This is a genomic window from Pseudomonas sp. RIT409, assembly GCF_003052515.2.
GTDB lineage: Bacteria > Pseudomonadota > Gammaproteobacteria > Pseudomonadales > Pseudomonadaceae > Aquipseudomonas.
Genome location: NZ_QARE02000001.1, coordinates 429,566 through 452,888, shown reverse-complemented (window position 1 = coordinate 452,888; position 23,323 = coordinate 429,566). Strand labels below are relative to the sequence as shown.

General features: G+C 59.1%; 21 protein-coding genes. 15 read left to right on the top strand and 6 right to left on the bottom strand.

All coding sequences use genetic code 11. The features are described from left to right. Positions 1 to 5: 5 nt before the first annotated feature. Positions 6 to 3,155, bottom strand: coding sequence for a multidrug efflux RND transporter permease subunit (locus tag DBP26_RS02025; RefSeq protein WP_108235933.1), 3,150 nt, complete (start codon positions 3,153 to 3,155; stop codon positions 6 to 8). After that, a complete protein-coding gene (locus DBP26_RS02020; protein WP_108235932.1) occupies positions 3,152 to 4,312 on the bottom strand; it encodes an efflux RND transporter periplasmic adaptor subunit in 1,161 nt (386 codons plus the stop codon). The genes DBP26_RS02025 and DBP26_RS02020 overlap by 4 nt, the downstream gene beginning before the upstream one ends. A gap of 271 nt (positions 4,313 to 4,583) precedes the next feature. Between DBP26_RS02020 and DBP26_RS02015 the strand changes: the two genes are divergently transcribed. The 6 genes from DBP26_RS02015 (at position 4,584) to DBP26_RS01990 (ending at position 11,109) form a co-directional block, all read left to right on the top strand. Beyond that, the gene (locus DBP26_RS02015; RefSeq protein ID WP_108235931.1) at positions 4,584 to 4,913 is read left to right on the top strand and encodes a hypothetical protein; all 330 of its coding nucleotides are present in this window, start codon (positions 4,584 to 4,586) and stop codon (positions 4,911 to 4,913) included. Positions 4,914 to 5,243: 330 nt separating this feature from the next. After that, positions 5,244 to 5,825 (top strand): fimbrial protein, encoded by a 582-nt coding sequence (locus DBP26_RS02010; RefSeq protein WP_177410981.1) that lies wholly within the window; start codon positions 5,244 to 5,246, stop codon positions 5,823 to 5,825. A 59-nt stretch (positions 5,826 to 5,884) separates the two neighbouring features. Next, on the top strand, positions 5,885 to 6,634 hold the full coding sequence (locus DBP26_RS02005; RefSeq protein ID WP_256600347.1) for a molecular chaperone: 750 nt from the start codon (positions 5,885 to 5,887) through the stop codon (positions 6,632 to 6,634). 262 nt (positions 6,635 to 6,896) lie between these two features. Continuing rightward, positions 6,897 to 9,338: a fimbria/pilus outer membrane usher protein gene (locus DBP26_RS02000; RefSeq protein WP_108235929.1), complete on the top strand. Its 2,442-nt coding sequence runs from the start codon at positions 6,897 to 6,899 to the stop codon at positions 9,336 to 9,338. Further along, positions 9,335 to 10,114: a molecular chaperone gene (locus DBP26_RS01995; protein ID WP_108235928.1), complete on the top strand. Its 780-nt coding sequence runs from the start codon at positions 9,335 to 9,337 to the stop codon at positions 10,112 to 10,114. The genes DBP26_RS02000 and DBP26_RS01995 overlap by 4 nt, the downstream gene beginning before the upstream one ends. 2 nt (positions 10,115 to 10,116) lie before the next feature. Beyond that, positions 10,117 to 11,109, top strand: a complete 993-nt coding sequence (locus tag DBP26_RS01990; RefSeq protein ID WP_108236040.1) for a fimbrial protein — start codon at positions 10,117 to 10,119, stop codon at positions 11,107 to 11,109. A 16-nt stretch (positions 11,110 to 11,125) separates the two neighbouring features. Here DBP26_RS01990 and DBP26_RS01985 read toward each other — a convergent pair whose 3' ends face one another. Genes DBP26_RS01985 through DBP26_RS01970 form a run of 4 tightly spaced genes read right to left on the bottom strand, consistent with a single transcriptional unit; the run spans position 11,126 to position 13,905 of the window. Beyond that, on the bottom strand, positions 11,126 to 12,088 hold the full coding sequence (locus tag DBP26_RS01985; protein ID WP_108235927.1) for a GlxA family transcriptional regulator: 963 nt from the start codon (positions 12,086 to 12,088) through the stop codon (positions 11,126 to 11,128). A gap of 41 nt (positions 12,089 to 12,129) precedes the next feature. After that, complete coding sequence (locus tag DBP26_RS01980; RefSeq protein WP_108235926.1) at positions 12,130 to 12,453, bottom strand: hypothetical protein; 324 nt, start codon at positions 12,451 to 12,453, stop codon at positions 12,130 to 12,132. A 43-nt stretch (positions 12,454 to 12,496) separates the two neighbouring features. Then, on the bottom strand, positions 12,497 to 12,967 hold the full coding sequence (locus DBP26_RS01975) for a GNAT family N-acetyltransferase (protein ID WP_256600348.1): 471 nt from the start codon (positions 12,965 to 12,967) through the stop codon (positions 12,497 to 12,499). Between the two features lie 41 nt (positions 12,968 to 13,008). Further along, entirely contained in the window at positions 13,009 to 13,905 is an 897-nt protein-coding gene (locus DBP26_RS01970) for a chemotaxis protein (RefSeq protein ID WP_108235924.1), read from the bottom strand. Between the two features lie 280 nt (positions 13,906 to 14,185). Between DBP26_RS01970 and hmpA the strand changes: the two genes are divergently transcribed. From hmpA to DBP26_RS01925, 9 genes are all read left to right on the top strand, one after another. After that, complete coding sequence (gene hmpA, locus DBP26_RS01965; RefSeq protein WP_108235923.1) at positions 14,186 to 15,364, top strand: NO-inducible flavohemoprotein; 1,179 nt, start codon at positions 14,186 to 14,188, stop codon at positions 15,362 to 15,364. 339 nt (positions 15,365 to 15,703) lie between these two features. After that, a complete protein-coding gene (locus DBP26_RS01960; RefSeq protein WP_108235922.1) occupies positions 15,704 to 16,213 on the top strand; it encodes a disulfide bond formation protein B in 510 nt (169 codons plus the stop codon). Positions 16,214 to 16,682: 469 nt separating this feature from the next. Beyond that, entirely contained in the window at positions 16,683 to 17,618 is a 936-nt protein-coding gene (gene cyoA / locus DBP26_RS01955; protein ID WP_108235921.1) for a ubiquinol oxidase subunit II, read from the top strand. A gap of 3 nt (positions 17,619 to 17,621) precedes the next feature. Continuing rightward, entirely contained in the window at positions 17,622 to 19,640 is a 2,019-nt protein-coding gene (gene cyoB / locus DBP26_RS01950) for a cytochrome o ubiquinol oxidase subunit I (RefSeq protein WP_108235920.1), read from the top strand. A gap of 3 nt (positions 19,641 to 19,643) precedes the next feature. Next, positions 19,644 to 20,270 (top strand): cytochrome o ubiquinol oxidase subunit III, encoded by a 627-nt coding sequence (locus tag DBP26_RS01945; protein ID WP_108235919.1) that lies wholly within the window; start codon positions 19,644 to 19,646, stop codon positions 20,268 to 20,270. Further along, positions 20,271 to 20,603 (top strand): cytochrome o ubiquinol oxidase subunit IV, encoded by a 333-nt coding sequence (gene cyoD / locus DBP26_RS01940; protein WP_108235918.1) that lies wholly within the window; start codon positions 20,271 to 20,273, stop codon positions 20,601 to 20,603. It begins immediately after the preceding gene. A gap of 10 nt (positions 20,604 to 20,613) precedes the next feature. Beyond that, positions 20,614 to 21,504, top strand: coding sequence for a heme o synthase (cyoE, locus tag DBP26_RS01935; protein WP_108235917.1), 891 nt, complete (start codon positions 20,614 to 20,616; stop codon positions 21,502 to 21,504). Between the two features lie 287 nt (positions 21,505 to 21,791). Then, complete coding sequence (locus DBP26_RS01930; RefSeq protein WP_305888002.1) at positions 21,792 to 22,649, top strand: glycosyltransferase family 2 protein; 858 nt, start codon at positions 21,792 to 21,794, stop codon at positions 22,647 to 22,649. Between the two features lie 41 nt (positions 22,650 to 22,690). Beyond that, positions 22,691 to 23,314, top strand: a complete 624-nt coding sequence (locus tag DBP26_RS01925) for a CatB-related O-acetyltransferase (RefSeq protein ID WP_108235915.1) — start codon at positions 22,691 to 22,693, stop codon at positions 23,312 to 23,314. Positions 23,315 to 23,323 lie beyond the last annotated feature (9 nt).

Sequence of the window (23,323 nt, the reverse complement as noted above, 5' to 3'; positions counted from 1 at the left end):
GGTGCTCACGATTCTGCTGCTGACCTTCGAGCCACGGGCACGCTTGTCGTTTTCTGGGGCGCCGAGGGCGGGGTCGATGTCGGCATCGGCTGCCGACGGTGGAAGAGCCGTTCCAGTTGCAGGTAAATGACAGGGGTGGTGAACAGCGTCAGCGCCTGGCTGACCAACAGTCCGCCCACGACGGCGATTCCCAGTGGCTGACGCAATTCGGCCCCCACGCCATAGCCGAGCATCAGCGGCAAGGCGCCGAGCAGGGCGGCCAGGGTGGTCATGATGATAGGGCGAAAACGCGTTATGCACGCTTCGTAGATCGCCGCCTCGGGTGACAACCCCCGATGCCGCTGCCCCTCCAGCGCAAAGTCGACCAGCAGAATGCCGTTCTTCTTGACGATGCCAATCAGCAGCACGATGCCGATCAGGCCCATGATCGAGAAATCCTGGCCCATCAGCCACAGCAACAGCAGCGCGCCGATGCCCGCCGAGGGTAGCGTCGAGATGATCGTCAGGGGATGCACGAAGCTCTCATAAAGCACCCCCAGGATGATGTACACCGCAACCAGCGCCGCCAGAATCAGCCAAGGCTGGTTGGCCAGGGAGCTTTGGAACGCCTGGGCGGCGCCCTGAAAATTGCCGATGATCGACGCAGGCATGCCGATGTCGTTCTTGGCCTGATCCAGCAACTGCACCGCCTCCCCCAGCGCGACGCCTGCAGACAGGTTGAAGGACAGGTTGGCGGCCGGAAACATCCCGTCGTGGCTGATCGACAGTGGCCCCATCTTTGGCGCGCCGACCTTGGCCAGCGCGGACAGCGGGACCATTTCGTTGGTCAGCGGTGAGCGCAGGTAGAAATAATTCAGGCTTTCGGCTCTGCCGCGTTGGGAGGGGTTCAGTTCGAGTATCACTTTGTATTGGTTGATGTCGGTCTGGTATTCGTTGATCTGCCGTTGGCCAAAAGCGTCGTACAGGGCCTGATCCACGTCGGCGGTGGTCAGGCCAAAGCGCGCGGCGGCATTTCGGTCAATGTCCAGATGGGTCACGCTGCCGCCCAGTTGCAAATCGTTGGACAGGTCGCGAAAGGCCGGAATCGACCTGAGTTTTTCAGTGAGCTTCTGCGTCCATTCATTGAGCAGGGCGCCGTTGTTGCTTTTGAGCACGTATTGATACTGCGCGCGGCTGGGGCCTGAGCTGAGGTTGATGTCCTGCCCGGCCCGCAGGTACAGCACGATGCCCGGGATTTTCGCCAGCTTGGGGCGAATCCGGTCGATAAACTGGCTCGCGGAGACATCGCGCTCGCCACGGTCTTTCAACGCAATCCACACCCGGCCGTTGGCGATGGTCTGGTTGCTGCCGCTGACACCCACGGAGTGTGAAAACGCCTTGACGGCAGGGTCTTCGCCGATGATTTTCGCCAGTTGTTTGTGCTTGGCCACCATGTCCGGGTAGGAGATGTCAGCCGCGGCCTCACTGGTCCCCAACACCATGCCGGTGTCCTGTACAGGGAAGAAGCCTTTGGGAATCAGCACGTAGCCCACCACCGCCAGCACCAGCGTCAGGCCAAAGATGCCCATCATCAATCGTTGATGGGCCAAGGCATAGCGCACCCCCTTGGCGTATCGCGCCAGCAGCTTCTCGCCAAAGCCGGGATTGGCATGGGCATCATGATGAGGGGCGCGCATGAACAGCGCGGCCAGGGTCGGTGCAAGCGTCAGCGAAACCATCACGGAGATCAGAATGGTCGAGGTCGCCGTCAGCGCAAACTCTTTGAAGAGCCGCCCGACCACACCTCCCATGAACAGCAGTGGAATGAACGCCGCAATGAGCGAGAAGCTGATCGACACCACGGTGAAACCGATTTCGCCCGCGCCTTTGATGGCCGCATCGCGCTTGTTCTCGCCGGCCTCCAGGTGACGGTGGATGTTCTCGACGACCACAATGGCGTCGTCCACGACGAAGCCCACGGCGACCACGATGGCCACCAGTGTCAGGTTATTGAGGCTGAATCCGAGCACATACATCAGCGCGAAGCTGGCCACCAGCGACACGCCCAGTACGGCCGTAACGATCAGCGTCGCAGAGACCTGCCGCAGGAACAGGGCCATGACCGCGATCACCAGCGCAATGGCGATCAACAGGGTCATTTCCACTTCATGCAGCGAGGCGCGAATGGTCTTGGTCCGGTCGCTGAGCACCGTCACGTCCACGGAGGCGGGAAGCATTTCCTGTAGCCGTGGCAGCTCTCCGAGCACACGGTCCACGGTTTCGACGATGTTGGCGCCGGGCTGGCGGAAAATGACGATGTTCACGCCTTGTTGCTGCCCTGACCAAGCATTGACGTAGGCGTTTTCAGAGCCGTCGACGACCCTCGCTACATCTCGCAAGTGAATCGGCGCGCCATCCTTGTAGGCGACGATCAACTGATCGTAATCCTTTGCCTGGAACAGTTGATCGTTGGAGGCCAGGGTCGAGACGCTGTCCTTGCCGTATAACGCCCCTTTGGCCAGGTTCAGGCTGGTTTGCTGCAGCGCGCCACGCAGGTCAGCGAGGGTCAACCCGAGGGAGGCAAGCTTGTCCGGTGCGGCCTGAACGCGAATGGCCGGACGTCGCTGACCGGTGATCGCGACCTGACCGACGCCGTTGATCTGGCTCAACTGGCGGGCCAGCAAGGATTCGGTCACATCGCTCAATTCCGTGCTGGGCATCAGGTTGGAGCTGACGCTGAGGATCAACACCGGGCTGTCGGCCGGATTGACCTTGCGCCAAGTGGGCGCGGTGGGCAGATCCGCCGGCAGACGACCTGACGCGGTGTTGATCGCGGCCTGGACTTCCTGCGCAGCGGTGTCGATGCTTTTGTTCAGAACGAACTGCAGCGTCAGGTTGGTGGAGCCCAACGCACTGCTGGACGTCATTTGGGTCATGCCGGGAATGGCGCTGAACTGCACCTCCAACGGCGTGGCGACCGAGGAGGCCATGGTTTCCGGGCTGGCCCCGGGCAGCGTGGCTGAGACCTGGATAGTGGGGAATTCCGCTTCAGGCAGTGGCGCCACCGGCAGACGTGGAAATGCAATGCAGCCCAGAAGGACCAACGCAAAGGTCAGCAAAACAGTCGCGACAGGATGATTCACGCACCAGGCAGAAACCGAAGCATGGCCTTTCATTTCGCCGCTCCGCCCGCATCGGCTAGCGTGGCCGACGGTTCAGCCTTGACCACCTCAATGTGGGCGCCATCCTTGAGTCGCGATTGACCATCGCTGACCAGGACGTCATTGACGTTGACGCCGCTGATCAACACCAGATCGCTGTTCTGGTACAGCACCTTGACCGGCACCACCTCGACTTTATCGCCCGTGACCCTGAACACGTAATGTTGATCGATACCCCGTTGCACCACTTGGGGCGGAACCTTGAGGGCAGCGCGATCGATGGCCGTTTGAATGCGTACGCTGACCAACTGACCAGGCCACAGTTTTTCGGTCGTGTTGTCGAAAAGCGCCTTGGCGCGAATGGTGCCGGTGGTCGCGGCCACCTGATTGTCGATCAGGCTCAATGTGCCGCCGCCCAGCAGCGTGCCCGTGGTCCCGTCACCCATGTAGGCGTTGACCTTCGCCGGAGCAGGCGCTGCCAGCAGTTCATGCAGGGTGGGGAGCATGTCCTGCGGCAGGGAAAATTCGACGGAAATGGGGTCGATCTGGGTCACCGAGAACAGGCCGTTGGCGTCCGTAACCCGAAGAAAATTGCCTTCATCGACATTGCGAATGCCGACACGGCCTGTCACTGGCGAGCGAATCTGTGTATAGGACAATTGCACTTGCGCAGCGTTGATCGACGCCTGATTGCCTTGCACCGTCGCTTTGAGCTGGTTGACCAACGCCTGTTGTTGATCGAACTGCTGCTTGGAAATGCTGTTGTCCTGCGTCAGCAACTTGTAGCGCTTGAGGTCGATTTCCGCCACGTTCAACTGGGCCTGGCTCTGGCTCAACTGAGCGTTGGCCTGTCCGAGGGCGGCACGGATCGAGCGATCATCGATGGTGGCAAGCAGATCCCCGGCTTTGACCCGTTGACCTTCCTTGACCATCAGCCGGGTCAGAATGCCGTCCACCTGCGTACGAACGACCACATTTTGCAAGGACAGCACCGAACCAATCCCCGTGGCGTAACGCGGCACGTCTTCGCGCACGACATTGACGACTTGCACCGGGACCGCCGTGGGGGCGGTGATTCGCTTCGGCGCGGGGCGAGTGAAGGTCCATAGCCCCACCGCCAACCCGCCAACGAGGACGGCCACGGCCATCACAGTTTTTTTCTTTTTGTGCATACAGGGATAACGCCAGCGAAAAGATGGGGTGCGGATAATCGAGCCCTCCCTTTATACCCCTAGCACCCGGTCAGCAAAATGACTGCTGCCTGTCAATATTGTCAGGTGGAGATGGGCGGAGGATGGAGTGGCATAAAGAAAAGCGGCAAGGGAGCGATAGCCTGAACGAGAGCGCGAAAATTCCTACCTCGAATGTGCGCGTTTTCTGATCGGTCGTCCTCCTCGGCTCTACATCACTGATTAATGCGAGCCTTCACTTCGGAGTGTGGCGATGAACAGTCAAAAAGCCCTGTCGATGTTTTTCTCGCTGGCGGTTGCCGGTGCTTTTGCTCAGGCGGTATCAGCAGCACCGCCCTCGCAATATGCCTTGGCATTCCACGGTGGGCTCGTGAACGCAGGATGCGATGCGAGGTTACAAACGGCCGACAGCGGACAGGAGCAATCGAAGTCGATGCACGTCAACCTGCGCCTGAGCCTCGCGCTGGCTGCCCATGACGATGCCTGCGAAGGTCACTGGGTGCCGGTCTCCGCCGCTTATATGGAACAGGCCTCCTCTCGCACCGGACAGCGCAACGCAGTCGTGACGCTCACTTACCACTGACCTTTTACCGCACACCTATCAATCAACATAAGCCGCCTCGGGACCTCTGGTCCGGGCGGCTTTTCTGTGCGTTCGCCTGGTGATCGGCATTCATCCTTGCAACGCGTCGCAGAAGACCGCGCAGCACTTTCTTCGTTGGATCTTGATAAGGGCGCAATTTACACGGGCTGCAGCGATGCTCTGATAAATCCTACGGAAATATCCTTCGTTTTTCACTGTCGTTTCTGCCCGTTCGAGGTAGACAGCCTGACATCCTGACGCTAGCGCCGTCCTTATAGTTCTCGTCGTCCTTAAGGGCACACACGAACTGACACAAGGAATGTCGTTAACATGAAAAATATTTCTCTTTCTCTGGCTGTCATGGCTGCAATGGGGCTGGGTATGGCAGGGACTGCCACCGCGGCAAACAACGGCAAGCTGATCATGACCGGCACGCTGACCAACATCACCTGTGACGTGAGCGCGGGCGTCGGCGCAAGCCAGGGCTCGAATGCGGGTGAGATCAACGTCGACATGGGGAACGTGTCGTTCGCTGACATCGGCACCTACGCCCAGGCCAAGCTGGATACTGCTTCGCCCATTCAGTTGCTGGTCAACTGCTCCGGCGGAGCCTCGGCTTACAACTCTGTCGACATGCGTTTCATTGCCCGTCAAGGCAGCGGCCTGGACAACAACGATCAGAAACTGCTGCGTACCACCGGCGCGGCTGACGGTGTGGGCATCGGCCTGCTCAATGCTTCGAACCGCCTGATGGACCTGAGCGGCACCGAAACCATCGAAACCGACCTGGTCAAGAACGGCGACACGGCAACCGCTGAAATCAATCTTGGCGCGGTGTACGTGCTCAATGGCACAACCACCAACCCTGGCAACGCAGATGGGTTCTTGCCTTTCGTGATGGATTACAAGTGATGTCCCCGGCGAGATGAGCCCCGGCTCTTCTCGCCACCTACCTGTGCGGAATCCTTTCCATGTTTTCTACGATAATGCGTAAGTTGGGCCGCTGGTTGTGCTCCGGTCTGGCCATGACGCTGGCTGTCCAGGTTCAGGCGGGCATCGTACTGAACGCCACGCGTGTGATTTATGACGGCGCTCAAAAAGAGGTCAGCCTGCAAGTGCATAACACCGGTGCTTCGGAGGTGCTGGCGCAGTCATGGATCGATACCGGCGGCGAAGACACCGCATCGTCAGCGCCTCCGTTCGCCGTCACACCCGCCCTCGCTCGCTTGCCGGGCGATGCTCGGCAACTGATCAGAATCATGTATTCGGGCCAAGGGCTGCCGACCGATCGCGAGTCGGTGCTCTGGCTCAGCGTTCAGGAAATCCCCCAGGCGGGCCGTGAGAACGAGTTGCAGATTGCCATCCGCCAACGCATCAAATTGTTCTATCGGCCACAGGGTTTGACGGGGGATCCGCTGGACGCTGCACAGGCGCTTGAATGGCGAATTCGCGACGGCCAGTTGGAAGTGGTCAACCCCACTCGCTACCACGTATCGATGATCAAGCTTGAAGGGCGACGCAGCACAAAGGTCGTGCTGGAGGAGGACAGCAGGATGCTGGCCCCCGGTGAGCGTCGCCAGATGCCTTTGCAAAAGCCCGGAGGTGGGCCGCTTGAACTGGCCTTCATCAGCATCAACGACTTCGGCGCGCAGGAGCGGTATCACGCCACGGTAGCGTCAGACCGTCCCGCACAGGCTATCAAGACCGATCCTTCAACCTGACAAGGCTCAGGGCTTTTTCGTTGACCCACTTTTTCAAGCCGGACCTGTGTCCGGCTTCGCTTCGCACGCCTGCAAGAAGGGACTCGGCAGTGCATCGAACTCAGAACACGAGTGAACACAGCTAATGGAACGGCGACACAAGCGCAGCAAGGAAAGCCAGATAAAAGTCACCCGTGGCGTTGATCCACGCGGGACCAAGCGGCAGTCAAGGACATCTGGAATTCAGCCATGGTCATTCTGGATCGCAGTGAGCACGGCATGCATGACGTTGCCGGAAGCGATGGCGATGACAGACGGGACCGGCGTCAGTGCACCGCCAGTGAAGTTCAACACTGCCTTCATTCAGGGCACCGATCAACCGGCAGACCTCGACACGTTCCTACAAGCCAACAGCGTGCTTCCCGGTACGTATCGGGTGGATATTTTCGTCAATCGCGTGCTCAGTGGCCGACGCGACATCACGTTTGTCGCCAACCCTCGTAACGGGACCATCGAGGCCTGTCTGACGCTGGACATGCTGGGGCAATTCGGCATGAACGTCGCCGATATCAAGGGCGTGCCTGGGTCGTCCGACCGATGTTTCGATCTGGTGGCAAACGTCGAGTTCGCTCGCGTGGAGTACGAGCCCAACCGCTTGCGGCTCAATATCAGCATTCCCCAAACCATGATGCAGCGCAGTGTTCGGGGATACATCGCGCCGGAGTTGTGGGACGAGGGCGTGTCGGCAGGTTTCGTGAGTTACGCGTTCAGCGCAGCACGGCGTGAGCGGCAGCATCGGACACAGGATCAGTATTACCTGGGGCTGCGCAATGGGCTGAATCTCGGCGCCTGGCGGCTGCGCAATGAGTCGTCCGTCGTCTACGGCGACAATCAACCCTATCGGTTTCGGAGTAACCGGACCTTTCTCCAACGAGACATCACCTCCCTCAAGAGCCAACTGACGCTTGGGGAAACCTTCACCGATTCGCAAGTCTTCGACAGCGTTCGTTTCGTCGGGGCCATGCTCTCGACCGACGACAGCATGCTACCGGACAACGAACGGATCTATGCCCCGGTCATTCGCGGCATCGCAGAAACCAACGCAACCGTCGAGGTACGACAAAACGGCTTCATGCTGTTCAGTGGCAACGTTTCACCGGGGCCTTTCGAGATCTCGGACATCTACCCCAGCGGCTCGAATGGCGACCTGGAAGTCACTGTGGTCGAAGCCGACGGCCGCAGACGCGTGTTTACACAGGCCTATGCTTCCTTGCCGATCATGGTTCCCAAACATGCGCTGCGTTACAGCCTCGCCGCAGGCCAATACGACGGCTATGAGCAGGGTGAAGATTCGCCCGCACTGGCCAGCATGACCCTGATTTACGGGTTGACCGACCGGGTGACGGTGGCCGGTGGCGCGCAACTCACGCAGGGCTATCAGGCGGCTAACGTCGGTGCCGGCATCAACACCGGCGTGGGGGCTGTCTCGCTGGACTTGACCCAATCAAGCAGCCAACAGCAGGGGCAGACAGACAATGGCCAGAGCCTGCGACTGCGCTATGCCAACACGCTGGCGGCGACGCATACCACGCTGGCGGTTGCCGGCTACCGCTACTCCACCGACACCTACCGAACCCTCGACGAGCACCTCGAAGAACAGCAGCGGCTGACGTTTTCAGGTGCCGGACGCGCGAAAGACCGCTTGGAAATCAATCTGACCCAGACGCTGCCCGAGCAGTTTGCGTCGTTAAGCATTACCGGTTCCGAACAGCGTTACTGGGGTGACGCCGGCAAGACCCGACAACTTTACCTGTCGTGGAACGCGGCCTGGCGCCGCCTCAGCTACAGCCTGTCGCTGGAACGCAACCAGACGTTCGAGCGCGATGGTCAGCGTCAGAGCGACAACCGGATCGCACTGACCTTGAGCCTTCCACTCGGCGACGACGCGGGCAGCTCACGGGCTTTCTTCAACGCGGTTCGCGACCGGCGCGGCGATTACGATCTGCAGGCAGGCCTGAATGGACAAGTGCTCGGTGATCGCAACACGTTCTACTCGCTTCAGGCCGGGCGGGCCAGCGGTTCGAGTACGTCGATGTTCGGCAGGTTGAACACCGCGACGTCATACGGCCGGTTCGACGCCGGTTACGGTCAAGGGAGCGATTTCCGTGCGTTGAGCTTGGGCGCGTCGGGCTCGGTCGTTGTACACGGCGGCGGAGTGAATGTGGGTCAGCCCTTGGGCGAAACCTTCGCCCTGGTGCACGTGGAGAACGTCGACGGCGCCCGTTTGAGCAATCACAGCAATGTTGAAACCTCCTCCAACGGCTATGCCGTGGTTCCCTACGCTCAGCCCTACCGCGCCAACTGGATCAGCCTCGACACCCGCCAGCTTGGGGCTGACATCGAGCTGGAGAACGCCGTATTTCAGGTGGTTCCGCGTCGGGGAGCCATACCGGTGGCCAGTTTCAAAACCCAGATCGGGCGAAGGGTGCAGTTCGAATTGCTGCGCCCGGATGGCAGCCGTCTGCCGTTGGGAACATCGGTCGAGGATGAATCGGGTAACGTGCTGGCAGCCGTAGACCCGACGAGTCGCGCCTTGGTGTTGAGCGAGAAGGATGCGGGTGAGCTGGTGCTCAAAGGCGATGATTTCGCGTGCCGTGCTCGCTACCAGTTGCCTGAGCGCGATCCGCAGCGCGCTTACGATCGGCTGAAGGTCATTTGCCAATGAAACCACTCAAATCACTTGTCGTGATCGGTCTGGTCGTTGCGCTGCTCAGCCAACACGCCCGAGCAGTTGTTTCTTTGAGCGGAACGCGACTGGTATTCGATGGCCGCTTTCATGAGGCAACGCTCGACATCAGCAATCCCGGCGCTGCCGAGGTGCTCGTTCAAGCCTGGCTGGAAAACCCACAGGCCGCCACCGAGGAACGGGGAGGCGCAGTGGCGGATCTGCCGTTTGCGGTCACGCCACCCCTCACACGACTGGCAGCGCAGGGCAAGCAAACGTTGCGCGTTCTGTACGAGGGGGTGGGGCTTGCGCGGGATCGCGAAACCCTCTTGCACCTGTACGTTCTGGAAGTGCCGCGGCGCAGTGCCGCCAGGCAACAGTTGAACCTGGCCGTGCGGCAGCGGATCAACCTCTTCTATCGTCCCCAGGGGCTTGCCGGCGATCCGGCGCTGGCCACTCAAGCGCTTATCTGGCAGCGAATGCCGGATGATCCGTCGCTGCTGCGCATTTCCAACCCGACCCCCTTTTATGTCGCGTTGAACAAGATCGACATCGACGGCGCTCGGATGCACGACGACGTCATGCTCGATCCTTTTTCCAGTCACGCCCTGCGCGTCCCGCCCGCGTTCGCCCAGCGGGCGCTTCCCACGCTGACCTTCAAAGCGCTGACCGATTACGGCGGTCAGCGTGATTTCTGCGCGCAACCCCAGGACAGCGCGCCTTTCCACGCCCGGCCGCAGAGCTCGGGCCCTCGTTCTTCCATAGGGACATGCTGATCATGAAGACCTCCTCATCTGTCTATTGGCGTTCAACGTTGCTCGTCGCGATCCTGCTGCCCTCCGCCGGGATGGCCATGACGTGCAAGACCCAGGGCAGTGGCGAAACGCTCATTCGCGCGGACCTCAGCAGCAGCGTCGCCATCCCCGCGAGCCTGCCGGACGCCAGCGTGGTCTGGCGCTCGGAGCGCCTGAACCTGCAGGTCGAGTGCGCGCGGGACCGACCGGGTGCTGCCGAACCTGTCGCGATTTATCTGAACCCCGAGAACCGTCAGATCGGGCAGGGCATTCGAGCGGGACTGACCTTTGGCGGTGTCGACCATGTGCAAAGCGGGGGGCAGATTCCCACTCAGCAGATTCTGCCCGCATGCAATGAGTCAGGCGCCCGGCTCGCAATGTGCCCCAAAGTAACCTTTTCATTGCCCTTTTCGGTGTTCATCGAGAAGTACGGCCCCACTCCACCTTCAGGCGTGGCCAGTGATCTGCTCGATTACCGGTTCTTCCAGCTCGATAGCGCGACGGGCATGAATCCAGATCCTGACAACAACCTCAATTACGTCATCAACAACCTGAACGGATTGCGCTTCGTGGCTTGCAACGCCGAGCTGCGCGTGATGCCGGAAACGGTCGAGTTCGGCGACGTGCCCATCAAGAATGTAAGGGTGGGCGAGGTGGCGACCTTCCAACGGTTTGCGCTGGCCACCAGCCGCGTCTGCGATTCGCCGTTCAGCCTCAATGCGCGCTTTACCCCTGTCTCCGGAGTGCTGTCGGGGGACGTGCTGGTGCCTGTCAACAACCGCAGCGTTGGCATCCGGCTGACGAACGCGCGTAACAATCTCCCGGTGCGCTACCACGAGCCCTTTCATGTGACCGACCTGCAAGGCGAGAACTACTCCGCGACCGCCGATTTCAACGCCGAGTTGGTTTGGCAGACCGACGCGCCGATCCCCGGGCCATTTTCCGCAGAGGTCCTGGTGGACCTGTTCTACAAATAAGCGATGGGCCCACGGCTTATCCGTCCTTGCGGAAGCTGTCGCGATATTGCGTTGGCGTGACCCCCAATCGTTGGGTGAAAATCAGGCGCATTCGGGCTGCGCTGCCGAATCCGCAGTCATACGCCACGGCTTTTATGGCGCGCTCGCTGCCCTCCAGCAGGCGCCTTGCCGCATCGATTCGCGCTCGCTGAACGAACTCGGCGGGCGTCACTTTCGCGTCTCGCGCAAACACGCGAGCGAAGCTGCGCGGGCTCATCGAAACGACGTCGGCGAGCCGCTCCACCGAAAACGGCTCGCTGATGTGCTCCAGCACATAGCGCTGAATCTTCGCAACCGGGGAGTCGTCCTCTGCGGACGTGTTGAGGAACGGGCTGAACTGGGATTGGCCCCCCTGACGCTGGGCCACCACCAGTAGCCGTTTGGCGACGGCCAGCGCGATGGCCGGGCCATGGTCTTCGGCTACGAGAGAAAGGGCCATGTCGATGCCCGCGGTCACCCCGGCGGAAGTCATCAATGTTCCATCGCGCACGTAAATCCGGTCAGGCTCGACCCTTGCTTTCGGAAACATCTCCGCCAGTTCCAGAGCGTGGCTCCAGTGAGTGGTGGCCTTCTTGTCATCGAGCAGCCCAGCGTGGCCGAGAATGAAGGCGCCGGTGCAAATCGACCCGTAGCGCCCCGCCTGCGGCGTGACCTTATGCAGCCAGTCGGTGATGAGCGGCATTTCGGGGTTCTCGGGCAACATCGGGCCGCCCGGAACCAGCACGACATCGAACACCGGCGGGGCGCTCTCAAGCGTATGCTCGGCGCCGAGCGGCATGCCATTGGAAGCGCGAATGGGGTAGGGCGCGGCACCGACGGTGGTGATCGTGTAGCCTTCGCCCCCGCTGACGAAGCGGTTGGCTTCGGCAAATACATCCAGCGGGCCGGCAACATCCAGAGCCTGGACGTCAGGGAAGAGCACGATCGCCACGCTTTTCATCAGTGAGCCTCAGACACCCTGCAAAAGGATGAAGATATAGCTCATTTCTTCGGTGGTGTGGTGACGTTATCCCACTCGGTGATCAGCGCTTTCTGATGCTTGCGGTCGTACAGGCACAGCTCGGTGCCGGTCTTGTTCTTCATGAAAGCTTGCTTGTACTGGCCTTTGATCAACAGGGCGTTGTAGCCCACGCTGTCATCGAACATTGCGGCTGCGCCAGCGGGTCTGGCGTTTTTCAAGGTACTGGCGGCCACGCAACTGTCGACCAGCTTTTTGTCGAACGCATTCCACGCTTCGGTGCTCGACGCGCTAGCCGGACCTGCGACGGTGGCTAGGGCGATCAGGGCCAAGGCGGTCAATTTCATGTGAAGCTCCCTCGATTTCGGCGTCACGGAACGTGACAGCGTTTTAGAGTGCTCGGGCAGGATCGAGTTCTCCACGCTGCACATAGCGCATGCCCACGCGCTCATACAAACGACGGGCCCCGATGTTGCTCTCCATGACGTTGAGATCGACGTGACCTTCTCCGCGTGCGGCAAAGGCGCCGAAGGCCAGATTCAGCAGTCGTTCGGCGATGCCTTGGCGCTGGCCACGGGGATGCACCACCAAATGGCGGATGAAGGCGCTGTTCCAGCATTGGCAAACCGCAATCGCGCCTTGGGTGTCCGCGATGACGAAACATAATTGCGGATCGAATTCCGGATCGCTTTCGAACGCGCACAGCCACGTTTCGAAATCGGACACCCGGCCGCCCCCGACGGCAGTGCCCTCTGCCAGCAGACGGTGCGCAGCGAGTGCACTGTTTCGGTCAAAGGGCATGCGCCGCAACGGCGGTTGCCAGAGCGGCACCGACACCGGCTCGCTGAGCGAACGACGCATCAGCCAATAGTGCCGCGTGGAGGCGTCACATGGGCCGGGTCTCAGCTCCCTTGGGCTTCCACGGTACGGGCTGCTTCGATCAGGCATCGCGTCAGTTCGGGGGAAGAAAATTTGGTCAGGACCGCGTTGGCGCCTGCCAGCCTGGCCTTTTCGGCGTTCATCGCGCTGTCCAGCGAGGTGTGCAAGAGCACGTACAGTTGTTGGAAATCAGGTGTCTCCCGCAACGTTCGAGTGAAAGCATAGCCATCCATCTCCGACATTTCGATGTCGGACACCACGACGTTGATCTGTTGTGCCGTGCCCTGCAAATCCAGGAGCTGGTCAATGGCTTCCCGCGCACTGCGGGCCGTGTGGCACTCGATGCCCAGCGTGCGCAGAGTCAGTACGGACTGCTGGAGCGCGACTTGACTGTCATCCACGACGAGAATCCGGGCTTTGGCCAACACTTCGCTCTCTTCCGGCGTCAGCTCTTCGGGCGTCGCCTCGATTTGCGTCGGGGCAATGCCATGAATGACCTTTTCGATATCCAGCACCTGCACCAGGGTCCCGTCGACCTGGGTCACCCCGGTGATGAAGGATTTGGTGCCCGAGGCGTAGGGCGGGGGTCGAATGTCGGTGGTCAGGCAGTGGACGATCTTGCTCACGGCCTGAACGTGCAGCCCCTGCTTGGAGCGACTGACGTCGGTGACGATCAGGCAGCCACTGTCTGGGTCGAGCAGTGGGCGCTCGCCGATCGCGCGACTGAGGTCGATGACCGACAACGAATTGCCACGCAGTGTCGCCACGCCTTTGACGTGCGGGTGCGATTCGGGCAACCGTGTCAGGGGAGGGCAGGGGATGATTTCGCTGACCTTGAGCAGGTTGATCGCCATCAGCTTCCCGCTGCGCAGCGTGAACAGCAGAAGCGAAAGTGAATCTGCGCGGACGTTCTTGGACATGTGAGCCTTCTGTCTTGCGGTGGTTGCCTACACCCAGTGGCGCAAACAACTGTCGATGACGGTGTATCGACCCGGCGCGGACAGGCTTTAGCGGTTTTCGCTACGGATGGGGATTGCGTCAGGTCAAAATGACTCTTGTCTGGTCATAAAGACAACGTTCAAGATCGAGTCAAAAAGACTATGAGCTTAATAACATACTGATTTATATAGATTTATTTCCTGGCACGTTTTCTGTAAAGCCTAGGGCAGTTATTAACGCATTGAGCTTGAGGAGTTCATCATGTTGACTGCTTCCGATCGTGCCATCGTGAAATCCACCGTCCCGTTGCTGGAGAGTGGGGGCGAGGCCCTGACCACCCATTTCTACAAGAAATTGCTGGGCCGCTATCCCCAAGTCCGCCCTTTGTTCAACCAGGCGCATCAGGCCAGTGGTGACCAGCCGCGCGCACTGGCCAACGGGGTGCTCATGTACGCAAGACACATCGACCAACTCGAACAGTTGGGTGATCTTGTGGTGAAGATCATCAACAAGCACGTCGCGCTGCAAATCCTTCCCGAGCATTACCCACTGGTCGGCGAGTGCCTCCTGGAGGCTATCCGCGACGTGCTCGGTGCAGAGATTGCCACCGATGAAGTCGTGGCGGCATGGGGCAAGGCATACGGGCAATTGGCAGAGATCCTGATCGCTGCCGAGGAGCAGATGTATGAACAGAAAGCCCGGGCGCCCGGAGGTTGGCGCGGCGGGCGTGAATTCACGGTCGTGGCGAAGATACGCGAGAGTGAAGAAATCACCTCGTTTTACTTCGCCCCTGCCGATGGGCAGCCGATTCTGGACTTCACAGCGGGTCAGTACATCGGGCTGCAGTTGACCGTGGACGGCCAGGAGGTGCGCCGCAATTATTCACTGTCCGCGCGAGCGAGGAACAATCAGTACCGTATCAGCGTGAAACGCGAACCGGGGGGCCGGGCCTCCAATTATCTGCATGACCGGGTCCACATTGCTGACAGCGTTCAACTGTTCGCACCTTCAGGTGAATTCACCCTGCGCGACAGCGACAAACCTCTGGTGCTGATCAGTGGCGGCGTAGGCATCACGCCGACGCTTGCCATGTTGGAGGCCGCGTTGGCAACCTCGCGCGCCATTCACTTCATTCACTGTGCTCGCAGCGGTGCGGTCCACGCGTTCCGCCAATGGGTGGACGACCTGGCCGGGAAACACCCTCAACTCAAGCGGTTCTATCTGTACCAAGAAGACGACGGTGTAAGCCCGGCCGCGGATGGTCTCGGCGTCCTCGACCAGACGCGCCTCGAACAATGGTTGCCAGAAGACCGCGATCTGGACGCCTACTTTCTCGGACCCAAAGGCTTCATGGCGGCGGTCAAGCGTCAATTGAAGGCAGCGGGTGTGCCAGACGCACAAGCCCGGTATGAATTCTTCGGCCCGGCCTCGGATTTGTAACCGTACTGGCCCTCAACGGTGGTGACGACGCACGTGAACCACCTCGCGTGCAGTCGCCCGGGCTCGCGTCATGCCGCACATTCTTCTTTCTATAAGGAAGGGTGCGGCGAACGGTCCCTGCGTCATAGCGTCGCATGCTTCTATATATAAGGAAGAAAACATGCAGAGCGCAGCGGGATTGTTGCGCATTTTGCTTAATGTTCCGGTAATGCCGATCGCTTAACCATCTGGCCGGTGTGAGACCGCGACGGTGGTAGAATCGTCGGCTTTCCGGGACGCACCGGGCACGCAACACAGATCGGCCGATCTGAATGGACACCATCTTCAAAGGGTATGTGAATGACTGAAGCGATGATTTACCTGCGGCGTGAAAAGCAGTTCCTGGTTTTGTTGGGCATCATCTGCCTGGCGCTGATCGGTGGGGCGTTGTACATGCAGGTCGTCTTGGGCGAGGCCCCGTGCCCGCTGTGTATCCTGCAGCGTTATGCGTTGTTGTTCATCGCGATCTTCGCGTTCATCGGTGCGGCGATGCCCGGGCGCCTGAGCCTGACCATCTGCGAGGTGCTGGTTACGCTCAGCGCGGTGGGCGGGATTGTTGCAGCAGGACGTCATGTCTGGATTCAAACGCACCCGACCGAAAGCTGCGGTATCGACGTCTTGCAGCCGATCGTGGACGGCTTGCCGCTGGCGAACCTGTTTCCCCTCGGTTTTCAGGTGGCTGGCTTTTGCGAGACGCCATATCCGCCAGTTTTCGGACTATCGCTTGCGCAATGGGCTCTGATCGCTTTTGTTCTGACGGTAATTCTGGTACCAGCAGGCATCATCCGAAACAGGGCGAAACCACGCTGATTACAAAGTGTTGCGTGAAAATGTGCCCCAATGACCTTAGGAAAATTGGGGCCATAGAGGCTTTTTCGAGTGCGGCATATGCGCGCATTCTTACAAATCCGGAAATTAATTGTTGCGCAGAAACTCATAGTCAATAAAACTTTACGCACCTACAATCGCCCCCACTTAACGCCCCCCCTCACGCGAAGGGCGGCGTAAATCGAGGTCGGAAAGCGTTTTTACGCCTTTGTAGACACCGTTTGGATGGCCTCTTGCGTCAAATTCTGAATGGCTGCGCCAAGGGATTTGGACCGCATTGGCGGTTGCCACCATTCGAATAAGAAATCACAGCAAAACCGGATTTGTTACGAGGCCACAAGCTTCTTGACAGGCCCCTGTTCAATCCAAGCATTTGCCAGCACCTGGCAGGGTGAAGTGTTGGCGGTCGAAACCCAACTGCGATGCGAAAGCTGCTTTTAGAGGTCGTGAGATGAGTAAAAAAAGGTACCCCAGGTTTTTTGGCTTCTTGGCCCTTTTCAGCATGCTCCTGCTCAGCGGGTGCGATTACACCCTGCTGGATCCCAAGGGCCACATCGGCATGCAGGAACGTGACCTGATCGTCACCGCCACTCTGCTGATGCTGCTGGTCGTGGTGCCGGTCATTTTCATGACCATCATCTTCGCCTGGAAATACCGTGCCACAAACAAGAGCGCGACCTACACGCCCGACTGGGCGCATTCGACCAAGATTGAACTGGTGGTCTGGCTGGTACCGCTGGCCATCATCATCGTGCTGGGCTATGTGACCTACAAGTCCACCCACGCGCTGGACCCTTATCGTCCTCTGGAATCGGACGTGAAGCCCCTGACCATCGAAGTGGTCTCGCTTGACTGGAAATGGCTGTTCATCTACCCGGAACAGGGTATCGCCACCGTCAACAAGATCGTCTTCCCGGCTCACACCCCGATCAATTTCCGCATCACTTCCGATTCGGTCATGAACTCGTTCTTCATTCCTGCACTGGGCGGCCAGATCTACGCAATGGCCGGCATGCAGACCAAACTGCACCTGATCGCCAATGAGAACGGCGAGTTCGACGGTATCTCCGCCAACTACAGCGGCGCAGGCTTCACCGGCATGAAGTTCAAGGCAACCGCAACCGATCAGGCTGGTTTCGACGCCTGGGTTGCCGATGTCAAGAACTCGCCGAAAAAACTGGCAACGGAAGAGTATGCCGCCCTGGCCAAGCCCAGCGAGCGTAACCCCGTTGAACTCTACTCCTCGGTCACTCCGAACCTGTTCCAGATCATCATCGACAAGTATGAAGGTATGAAGCCGGGCAAGATTGTCCACGAGAAGAAAGAAGTGGCCGGTATGGAAGGGATGGACATGGGTAAGAATTCAGCTGCGCAGGCAGAGGAGTAAACGATGTTTGGTAAATTAAGTCTGGACGCGATTCCGTTCCACGAACCGATAGTCATGATCACGCTTGCCATGATCGCTATCGGCGGTGCGGCGGTACTCGGTCTGATCACGTACTTCAAAAAGTGGACCTACCTGTGGACCGAGTGGCTGACGTCGGTCGACCACAAGAAAATCGGCGTGATGTACATCATCATCGCGATGGTCATGCTGCTGCGTGGTTTTGCCGACGCCATCATGATGCGTTCCCAACTGGCCCTGGCCACCGAAGGCTCCCCTGGCTATCTGCCGCCTGAGCACTATGACCAGATCTTCACCGCCCACGGTGTGATCATGATCATCTTCATGGCGATGCCGTTCTTCACGGGCCTGATGAACATCGTTCTGCCTCTGCAGATCGGCGCTCGCGACGTTGCCTTCCCGTTCCTGAACTCCCTGTCCCTGTACCTGCTGATCTCTGGTGTGGTGCTGGTGAACGTTTCCCTGGGCGTCGGCGAATTCGCTCGCACTGGGTGGGTTGCCTATCCACCGCTGTCTGAACTGGGCTACAGCCCGGGCGTGGGTGTGGACTACTACATCTGGGCGCTTCAGTTGTCCGGTCTGGGTACGACACTGACGGGCGTTAACTTCCTGGTTACCGTCCTGAAGATGCGCACCCCAGGCATGAAGCTGATGGACATGCCGATCTTCACCTGGACCTGCACCTGGGCCAACGTCCTGATCGTGGCTTCGTTCCCGATCCTGACCGGCACCCTGGCGTTCCTGACCCTCGACCGTTACCTGGACTTCCACATCTTCACGAACGAATTGGGCGGTAACCCAATGATGTACGTGAACCTGTTCTGGGCATGGGGTCACCCCGAGGTTTACATCCTGATTCTGCCGGCGTTCGGTGTCTTCTCCGAAGTCATCTCGACCTTCACCGGCAAGCGTCTGTTCGGCCATCACTCGATGATCTACGCATCGGGCGCGATTTCCGTACTGGGCTTCATGGTTTGGCTGCACCACTTCTTCACCATGGGTTCGGGCGCCAGCGTCAACGCCTTCTTCGGTCTGGCAACGATGCTGATTTCCATCCCGACGGGTGTGAAACTGTTCAACTGGCTGTTCACGATCTACCAGGGCCGTCTGCGCTTCACCGCGCCAGTCTGCTGGACCCTGGGCTTCATGATCACCTTCTCCATCGGTGGTATGACCGGCGTTCTGCTGGCGATTCCGGGTGCTGACTTCGTTCTGCACAACAGCCTGTTCGTGATCGCACACTTCCACAACGTGATCATCGGTGGTGCGGTATTCGGTTACATCGCGGGCTTCGCGTTCTGGTTCCCTAAAGCATTCGGCTTCAAGCTGAACGAGAAGTGGGGCAAGGCAGCGTTCTGGTTCTGGATCTCGGGCTTCTACGTGGCGTTCATGCCGCTGTACGCCTTGGGCTTCATGGGCATGACCCGTCGTCTGAACACCACTGACAACCCGGACTGGACCCCTTACCTGCACGTCGCTTTCTGGGGTGCTGCGCTGATCATGATCGGTATCGCCTGTCAGCTGATCCAGATCTACGTGAGTATCCGCGATCGCAAGCAGAACCTGGACGTCACCGGCGACCCATGGAATGGCCACACACTGGAATGGTCCACTTCCTCGCCACCGCCGTTCTACAACTTCGCAGAACTGCCGAAGGCTGAAGAAATCGACGCATTCTATGCCGCTAAGCGTGATGGTGAAGCGTACAAGGTTCCGGCCAAGTACTCCGACATTCACATGCCGAACAACACCGCGACTGGCCTGGTAATGGGCGCTCTGCTCACCGTCTTCGGCTTCGCGATGATCTGGCACATCTTCTGGCTGGCTGCCGCCAGTCTGATCGGCACCGTCGTTTACTTCGTCATCCACGCTGCACGCGACGATCAGGGCTACATGGTTCCTGCTTCCGAAGTGGCACGTATCGAAGGCGAGCAACACAAGATCCTGGCCTCGGTGCGTAACGCCCAGGCGAATTCTCCTGTCAACAAGCTGGAGCAGGCATAAACAATGTCGAACTTAGTATTTGATGGGGCGAAAGGTCACGATCACGATCATGACCACGCCCATGATCACCACGATGCCGGCGAGATGAAGATCTACGGCTTCTGGATCTACCTGATGACCGACTGCATCCTGTTTGCGTCGATCTTCGCCATCTATGCAGTGCTGGTTAACAACGTCGCCGGTGGTCCTTCGGGCCACGACATCTTCGAGCTGCCCTACGTGCTGGGCGAAACCGCCTGCCTGTTGCTCAGCTCGATCACCTACGGCTTCGCGATGCTCGCGATGCACAAAGGCAACAAAGCTGGCGTGCTGGGTTGGTTGTTCATCACCTTCCTGTTCGGTCTGGGCTTCATCGGCATGGAAGTCAACGAATTCCATCTGCTGATCGAAGAAGGCTACGGCCCTAACCGCAGCGGCTTCCTGTCGGCGTTCTTCACGCTGGTCGGTACCCACGGTGTGCACGTCACCAGCGGTCTGATCTGGATGGCGATCCTGATGTATCAGGTCAGCAAGAACGGCCTGACTTCGACCAACCAGACTCGCCTGAGCATGCTCAGTCTGTTCTGGCACTTCCTGGACGTGGTCTGGATCTGTGTGTTCACCGTTGTCTACCTGATGGGGACCATTTAAATGGCTAATTCGCATCACTCTCACGACGATGCCAGCCACGGCAGCTTCAAGTCGTACATGATCGGTTTCGTCCTGTCGATCATCCTGACCGCGATTCCTTTCGGTCTGGTGATGTTTCCGACACTGTCGAAAACCGCAACCTTGTGGATCGTCCTGATCTTCGCAATCGTGCAGGTCCTGGTTCACCTCGTGTATTTCCTGCACTTGGACCGTTCGATCGCGCAACGTAACAATGTGATCACCTTCGCGTTCGCCACGTTGGTCATCGTCCTGCTGGTTGGCCTGTCTGTCTGGATCATGTTCAGCATTCACACCGTCATGATGGCGAAGTGAGGAAAACCTGATGTCGCTGAAGCACTTTATCCAAATCACCAAACCGGGGATCATTTTCGGTAACGTGCTTTCGGTGGCGGGTGGCTTTTTTCTGGCGTCCAAGGGGCATGTCGACTTTGGCCTGTTCCTGGTTGCGATGATCGGCACGTCGCTGGTCGTCGCTTCCGGTTGTGTCTTCAACAACTGCATCGACCGCGATATCGATCTGAAGATGGAGCGCACTCGTAATCGTGTGCTGGTGCAGGGCCTGGTTTCGTTGAAACTGGCCCTGGCCTATGCCACGGTTCTGGGAGTCGTCGGTGTTGCCATGCTGTACTACAAGGCCAACCCATTGGCGGCGCTGTTTGCCGTGATCGGTTTCGTGATCTATGTGGGGTTCTACAGCCTCTATCTGAAGCGCAAATCGGTTCATGGCACATTGGTCGGCAGTCTGTCGGGTGCCATGCCGCCGGTGATCGGTTATGTCGCGGTGAGCAACAGCTTCGACCTCGCAGCGCTGACCTTGCTGGTCATGTTCAGCCTGTGGCAGATGCCGCACTCCTACGCCATCGCCATTTTCCGTTTCAACGACTACCTGGCGGCTTCGATTCCGGTTCTTCCGGTCAAACGTGGCATCCGGGTCGCCAAGCTGCACATTCTGGTCTACATCCTGGCTTTCCTGGTCGCAACCCTGATGCTGACGTTCTGCGGTGCCGCAGGCCTCAACTATCTGGCTGTCGCTGCTGCCATGGGCATGTACTGGCTGTATATGGCCTGGACCGGATACAAAGCCAAGGACGACACCGTCTGGGCACGCAAACTGTTCGTGTTTTCCATCTTCACCATCACGGCGCTGAGCGTGGCGATGTCGCTGGACTTTCAGGTCACCAAGGAACTGCTCGTCACCTACGCCGCTCCCTGATTGCCTGACACGAAAGAGCCAACCCCGTCGTTCGCAAGATCGACGGGTTTTTTTTATAGTGCGCGCAACCGTCCAACGTTCGTGAAAACATCGACGCGTTCACCTCAGCCGCGTGATTGGCACTTGCGTTGCCAATCATCCCATGACAAAACTCATCGCTTTGCCGCATCATGTGCCGGGTATGTACACGGATCGTAACGCAGAGTCGGCGATCCAGTCGTAGAGCGGCGCCACATAGACTTATGACCGACCCAATCAAGCAAGAAATCTGTCCATCAAGCGACTCGATGCCCCTCGTATCGATCATTGCCCCCTGCTACAACGCCGAGAAATATCTGGACGTTGCGATGGCGAGCATTTTCGCGCAGGACTATCCGAACTTCGAAGTCATCATCGTGGATGACGGGTCGACCGATAACAGCGTGGCGATGCTTGAGGCGTTGAGGGGCACATACGATTTCCAACTGTATTCCCAAGCCAACCAAGGGGTCAGTGCCGCGCTGAACCATGGTCTGAAGTACGCCCGTGGCCAGTACGTCTGCACACCTGATCTGGACGACATCATGTTGCCGTCCTCGGTCCGTCTACGTGCCGATTATCTGGACCGTCACCCTGAGGTCGGCTGCGTCGGCGCGTTGATCATCTACATGGACTCCGATGGCAACGACACCAAGACGCAACAGCTTTCGGCGATCAAGAAGCTGACCTTCGATGAAATTCTGGCGGGCGCGCTGGTGGTGGGCGCTCCCGTTTCGCTGTATCGGATGGATGCGCTTCGGGCAGTCGATTTCTATGACCCCGACATCCGGGTTCAAGACTTTCAGATGACGCTGAAGATTGCGAGCAAGGGGTATGAAGTCCACGTCCTGCCTGTCAGTGTCACCCGCTACCGTCGGCATCCCAACAACCTGTCCCGGCGTTACAAGGTGCTGCTCGATGCCGACATGCGCACCATCGAGCCTTATCGCTCGCATCCGGCCTACAAGCGGGGTTTGACGGCCATCATCAACAAGGCCTTGAAATACGCCGTCGTCAACGACAAAAAGTACGCCTGGACCTTGCTGCGCTCCATACCGTTACGCCAATTCAACAAAACCACATTTCGTCGTTTCAAGCGGCTGTTGCTGCATCGCCAGAGCGGTTGATCGAACCGCGCCGCGCCCGTTTTTCCGCTTCGGACCCCCGCATGAAATTTCTAGAGCTGCTCAAAACCCGTAAAACCCGCAAGCGCCTGCGCAGCCTGGACAAACTCGAACGCGCGCCGGAGAAAATCCGCCTGCGTTATCCTCATTACGAGGTGGGGACTGGTACGTACGGCATCCCGGAAGTCTTCGAATTCGGTGATGACACCGTTCTGCGGATCGGTTCCTACAGTTCGATCGCCGCCGGGGTGAAGATCCTGCTCGGAGGCGAACACCGTACCGACTGGCTGACGACATACCCCTTTCCCGCCATGATGAACGGCCTGGAAGACATCAAGGATTACGCGCCCAGCAAGGGCGATGTGGTGATCGGCAGTGATTGCTGGATTTGTGCGGGAGCCACGATTCTCTCTGGCGTGACCATCGGGCACGGGGCCATCGTTGCCGCAGGGGCGGTGGTGACGCGGGACGTTGCGCCTTTCTCGGTGGTCGGTGGTAACCCCTGCAAGTTCATTCGCTGGCGGTTCGACGAATCGGTTCGGGAACAGCTCCTGGAGGCCGCCTGGTGGAACTGGCCGATGGAAGAGGTCAAGAATGTGGCCCGCATGCTGTCGGGGTCGGACCTCGAAACGTTCCTGGATTACGTGCGCAAACGCAACGCCGTCTGAAGCGGGAAC

What these genes read in the sequence shown, in the direction of transcription:
- DBP26_RS02025 (WP_108235933.1), bottom strand. Translation starts at nt 3,155, where the DNA reads ATGAAAGGCCATGCTTCGGTTTCTGCCTGGTGCGTGAATCATCCTGTC.
- DBP26_RS02020 (WP_108235932.1), bottom strand. Translation starts at nt 4,312, where the DNA reads ATGCACAAAAAGAAAAAAACTGTGATGGCCGTGGCCGTCCTCGTTGGC.
- DBP26_RS02015 (WP_108235931.1), top strand. Translation starts at nt 4,584, where the DNA reads ATGAACAGTCAAAAAGCCCTGTCGATGTTTTTCTCGCTGGCGGTTGCC.
- DBP26_RS02010 (WP_177410981.1), top strand. Translation starts at nt 5,244, where the DNA reads ATGAAAAATATTTCTCTTTCTCTGGCTGTCATGGCTGCAATGGGGCTG.
- DBP26_RS02005 (WP_256600347.1), top strand. Translation starts at nt 5,885, where the DNA reads ATGTTTTCTACGATAATGCGTAAGTTGGGCCGCTGGTTGTGCTCCGGT.
- DBP26_RS02000 (WP_108235929.1), top strand. Translation starts at nt 6,897, where the DNA reads ATGACGTTGCCGGAAGCGATGGCGATGACAGACGGGACCGGCGTCAGT.
- DBP26_RS01995 (WP_108235928.1), top strand. Translation starts at nt 9,335, where the DNA reads ATGAAACCACTCAAATCACTTGTCGTGATCGGTCTGGTCGTTGCGCTG.
- DBP26_RS01990 (WP_108236040.1), top strand. Translation starts at nt 10,117, where the DNA reads ATGAAGACCTCCTCATCTGTCTATTGGCGTTCAACGTTGCTCGTCGCG.
- DBP26_RS01985 (WP_108235927.1), bottom strand. Translation starts at nt 12,088, where the DNA reads ATGAAAAGCGTGGCGATCGTGCTCTTCCCTGACGTCCAGGCTCTGGAT.
- DBP26_RS01980 (WP_108235926.1), bottom strand. Translation starts at nt 12,453, where the DNA reads ATGAAATTGACCGCCTTGGCCCTGATCGCCCTAGCCACCGTCGCAGGT.
- DBP26_RS01975 (WP_256600348.1), bottom strand. Translation starts at nt 12,967, where the DNA reads ATGCGTCGTTCGCTCAGCGAGCCGGTGTCGGTGCCGCTCTGGCAACCG.
- DBP26_RS01970 (WP_108235924.1), bottom strand. Translation starts at nt 13,905, where the DNA reads ATGTCCAAGAACGTCCGCGCAGATTCACTTTCGCTTCTGCTGTTCACG.
- hmpA (WP_108235923.1), top strand. Translation starts at nt 14,186, where the DNA reads ATGTTGACTGCTTCCGATCGTGCCATCGTGAAATCCACCGTCCCGTTG.
- DBP26_RS01960 (WP_108235922.1), top strand. Translation starts at nt 15,704, where the DNA reads ATGACTGAAGCGATGATTTACCTGCGGCGTGAAAAGCAGTTCCTGGTT.
- cyoA (WP_108235921.1), top strand. Translation starts at nt 16,683, where the DNA reads ATGAGTAAAAAAAGGTACCCCAGGTTTTTTGGCTTCTTGGCCCTTTTC.
- cyoB (WP_108235920.1), top strand. Translation starts at nt 17,622, where the DNA reads ATGTTTGGTAAATTAAGTCTGGACGCGATTCCGTTCCACGAACCGATA.
- DBP26_RS01945 (WP_108235919.1), top strand. Translation starts at nt 19,644, where the DNA reads ATGTCGAACTTAGTATTTGATGGGGCGAAAGGTCACGATCACGATCAT.
- cyoD (WP_108235918.1), top strand. Translation starts at nt 20,271, where the DNA reads ATGGCTAATTCGCATCACTCTCACGACGATGCCAGCCACGGCAGCTTC.
- cyoE (WP_108235917.1), top strand. Translation starts at nt 20,614, where the DNA reads ATGTCGCTGAAGCACTTTATCCAAATCACCAAACCGGGGATCATTTTC.
- DBP26_RS01930 (WP_305888002.1), top strand. Translation starts at nt 21,792, where the DNA reads ATGCCCCTCGTATCGATCATTGCCCCCTGCTACAACGCCGAGAAATAT.
- DBP26_RS01925 (WP_108235915.1), top strand. Translation starts at nt 22,691, where the DNA reads ATGAAATTTCTAGAGCTGCTCAAAACCCGTAAAACCCGCAAGCGCCTG.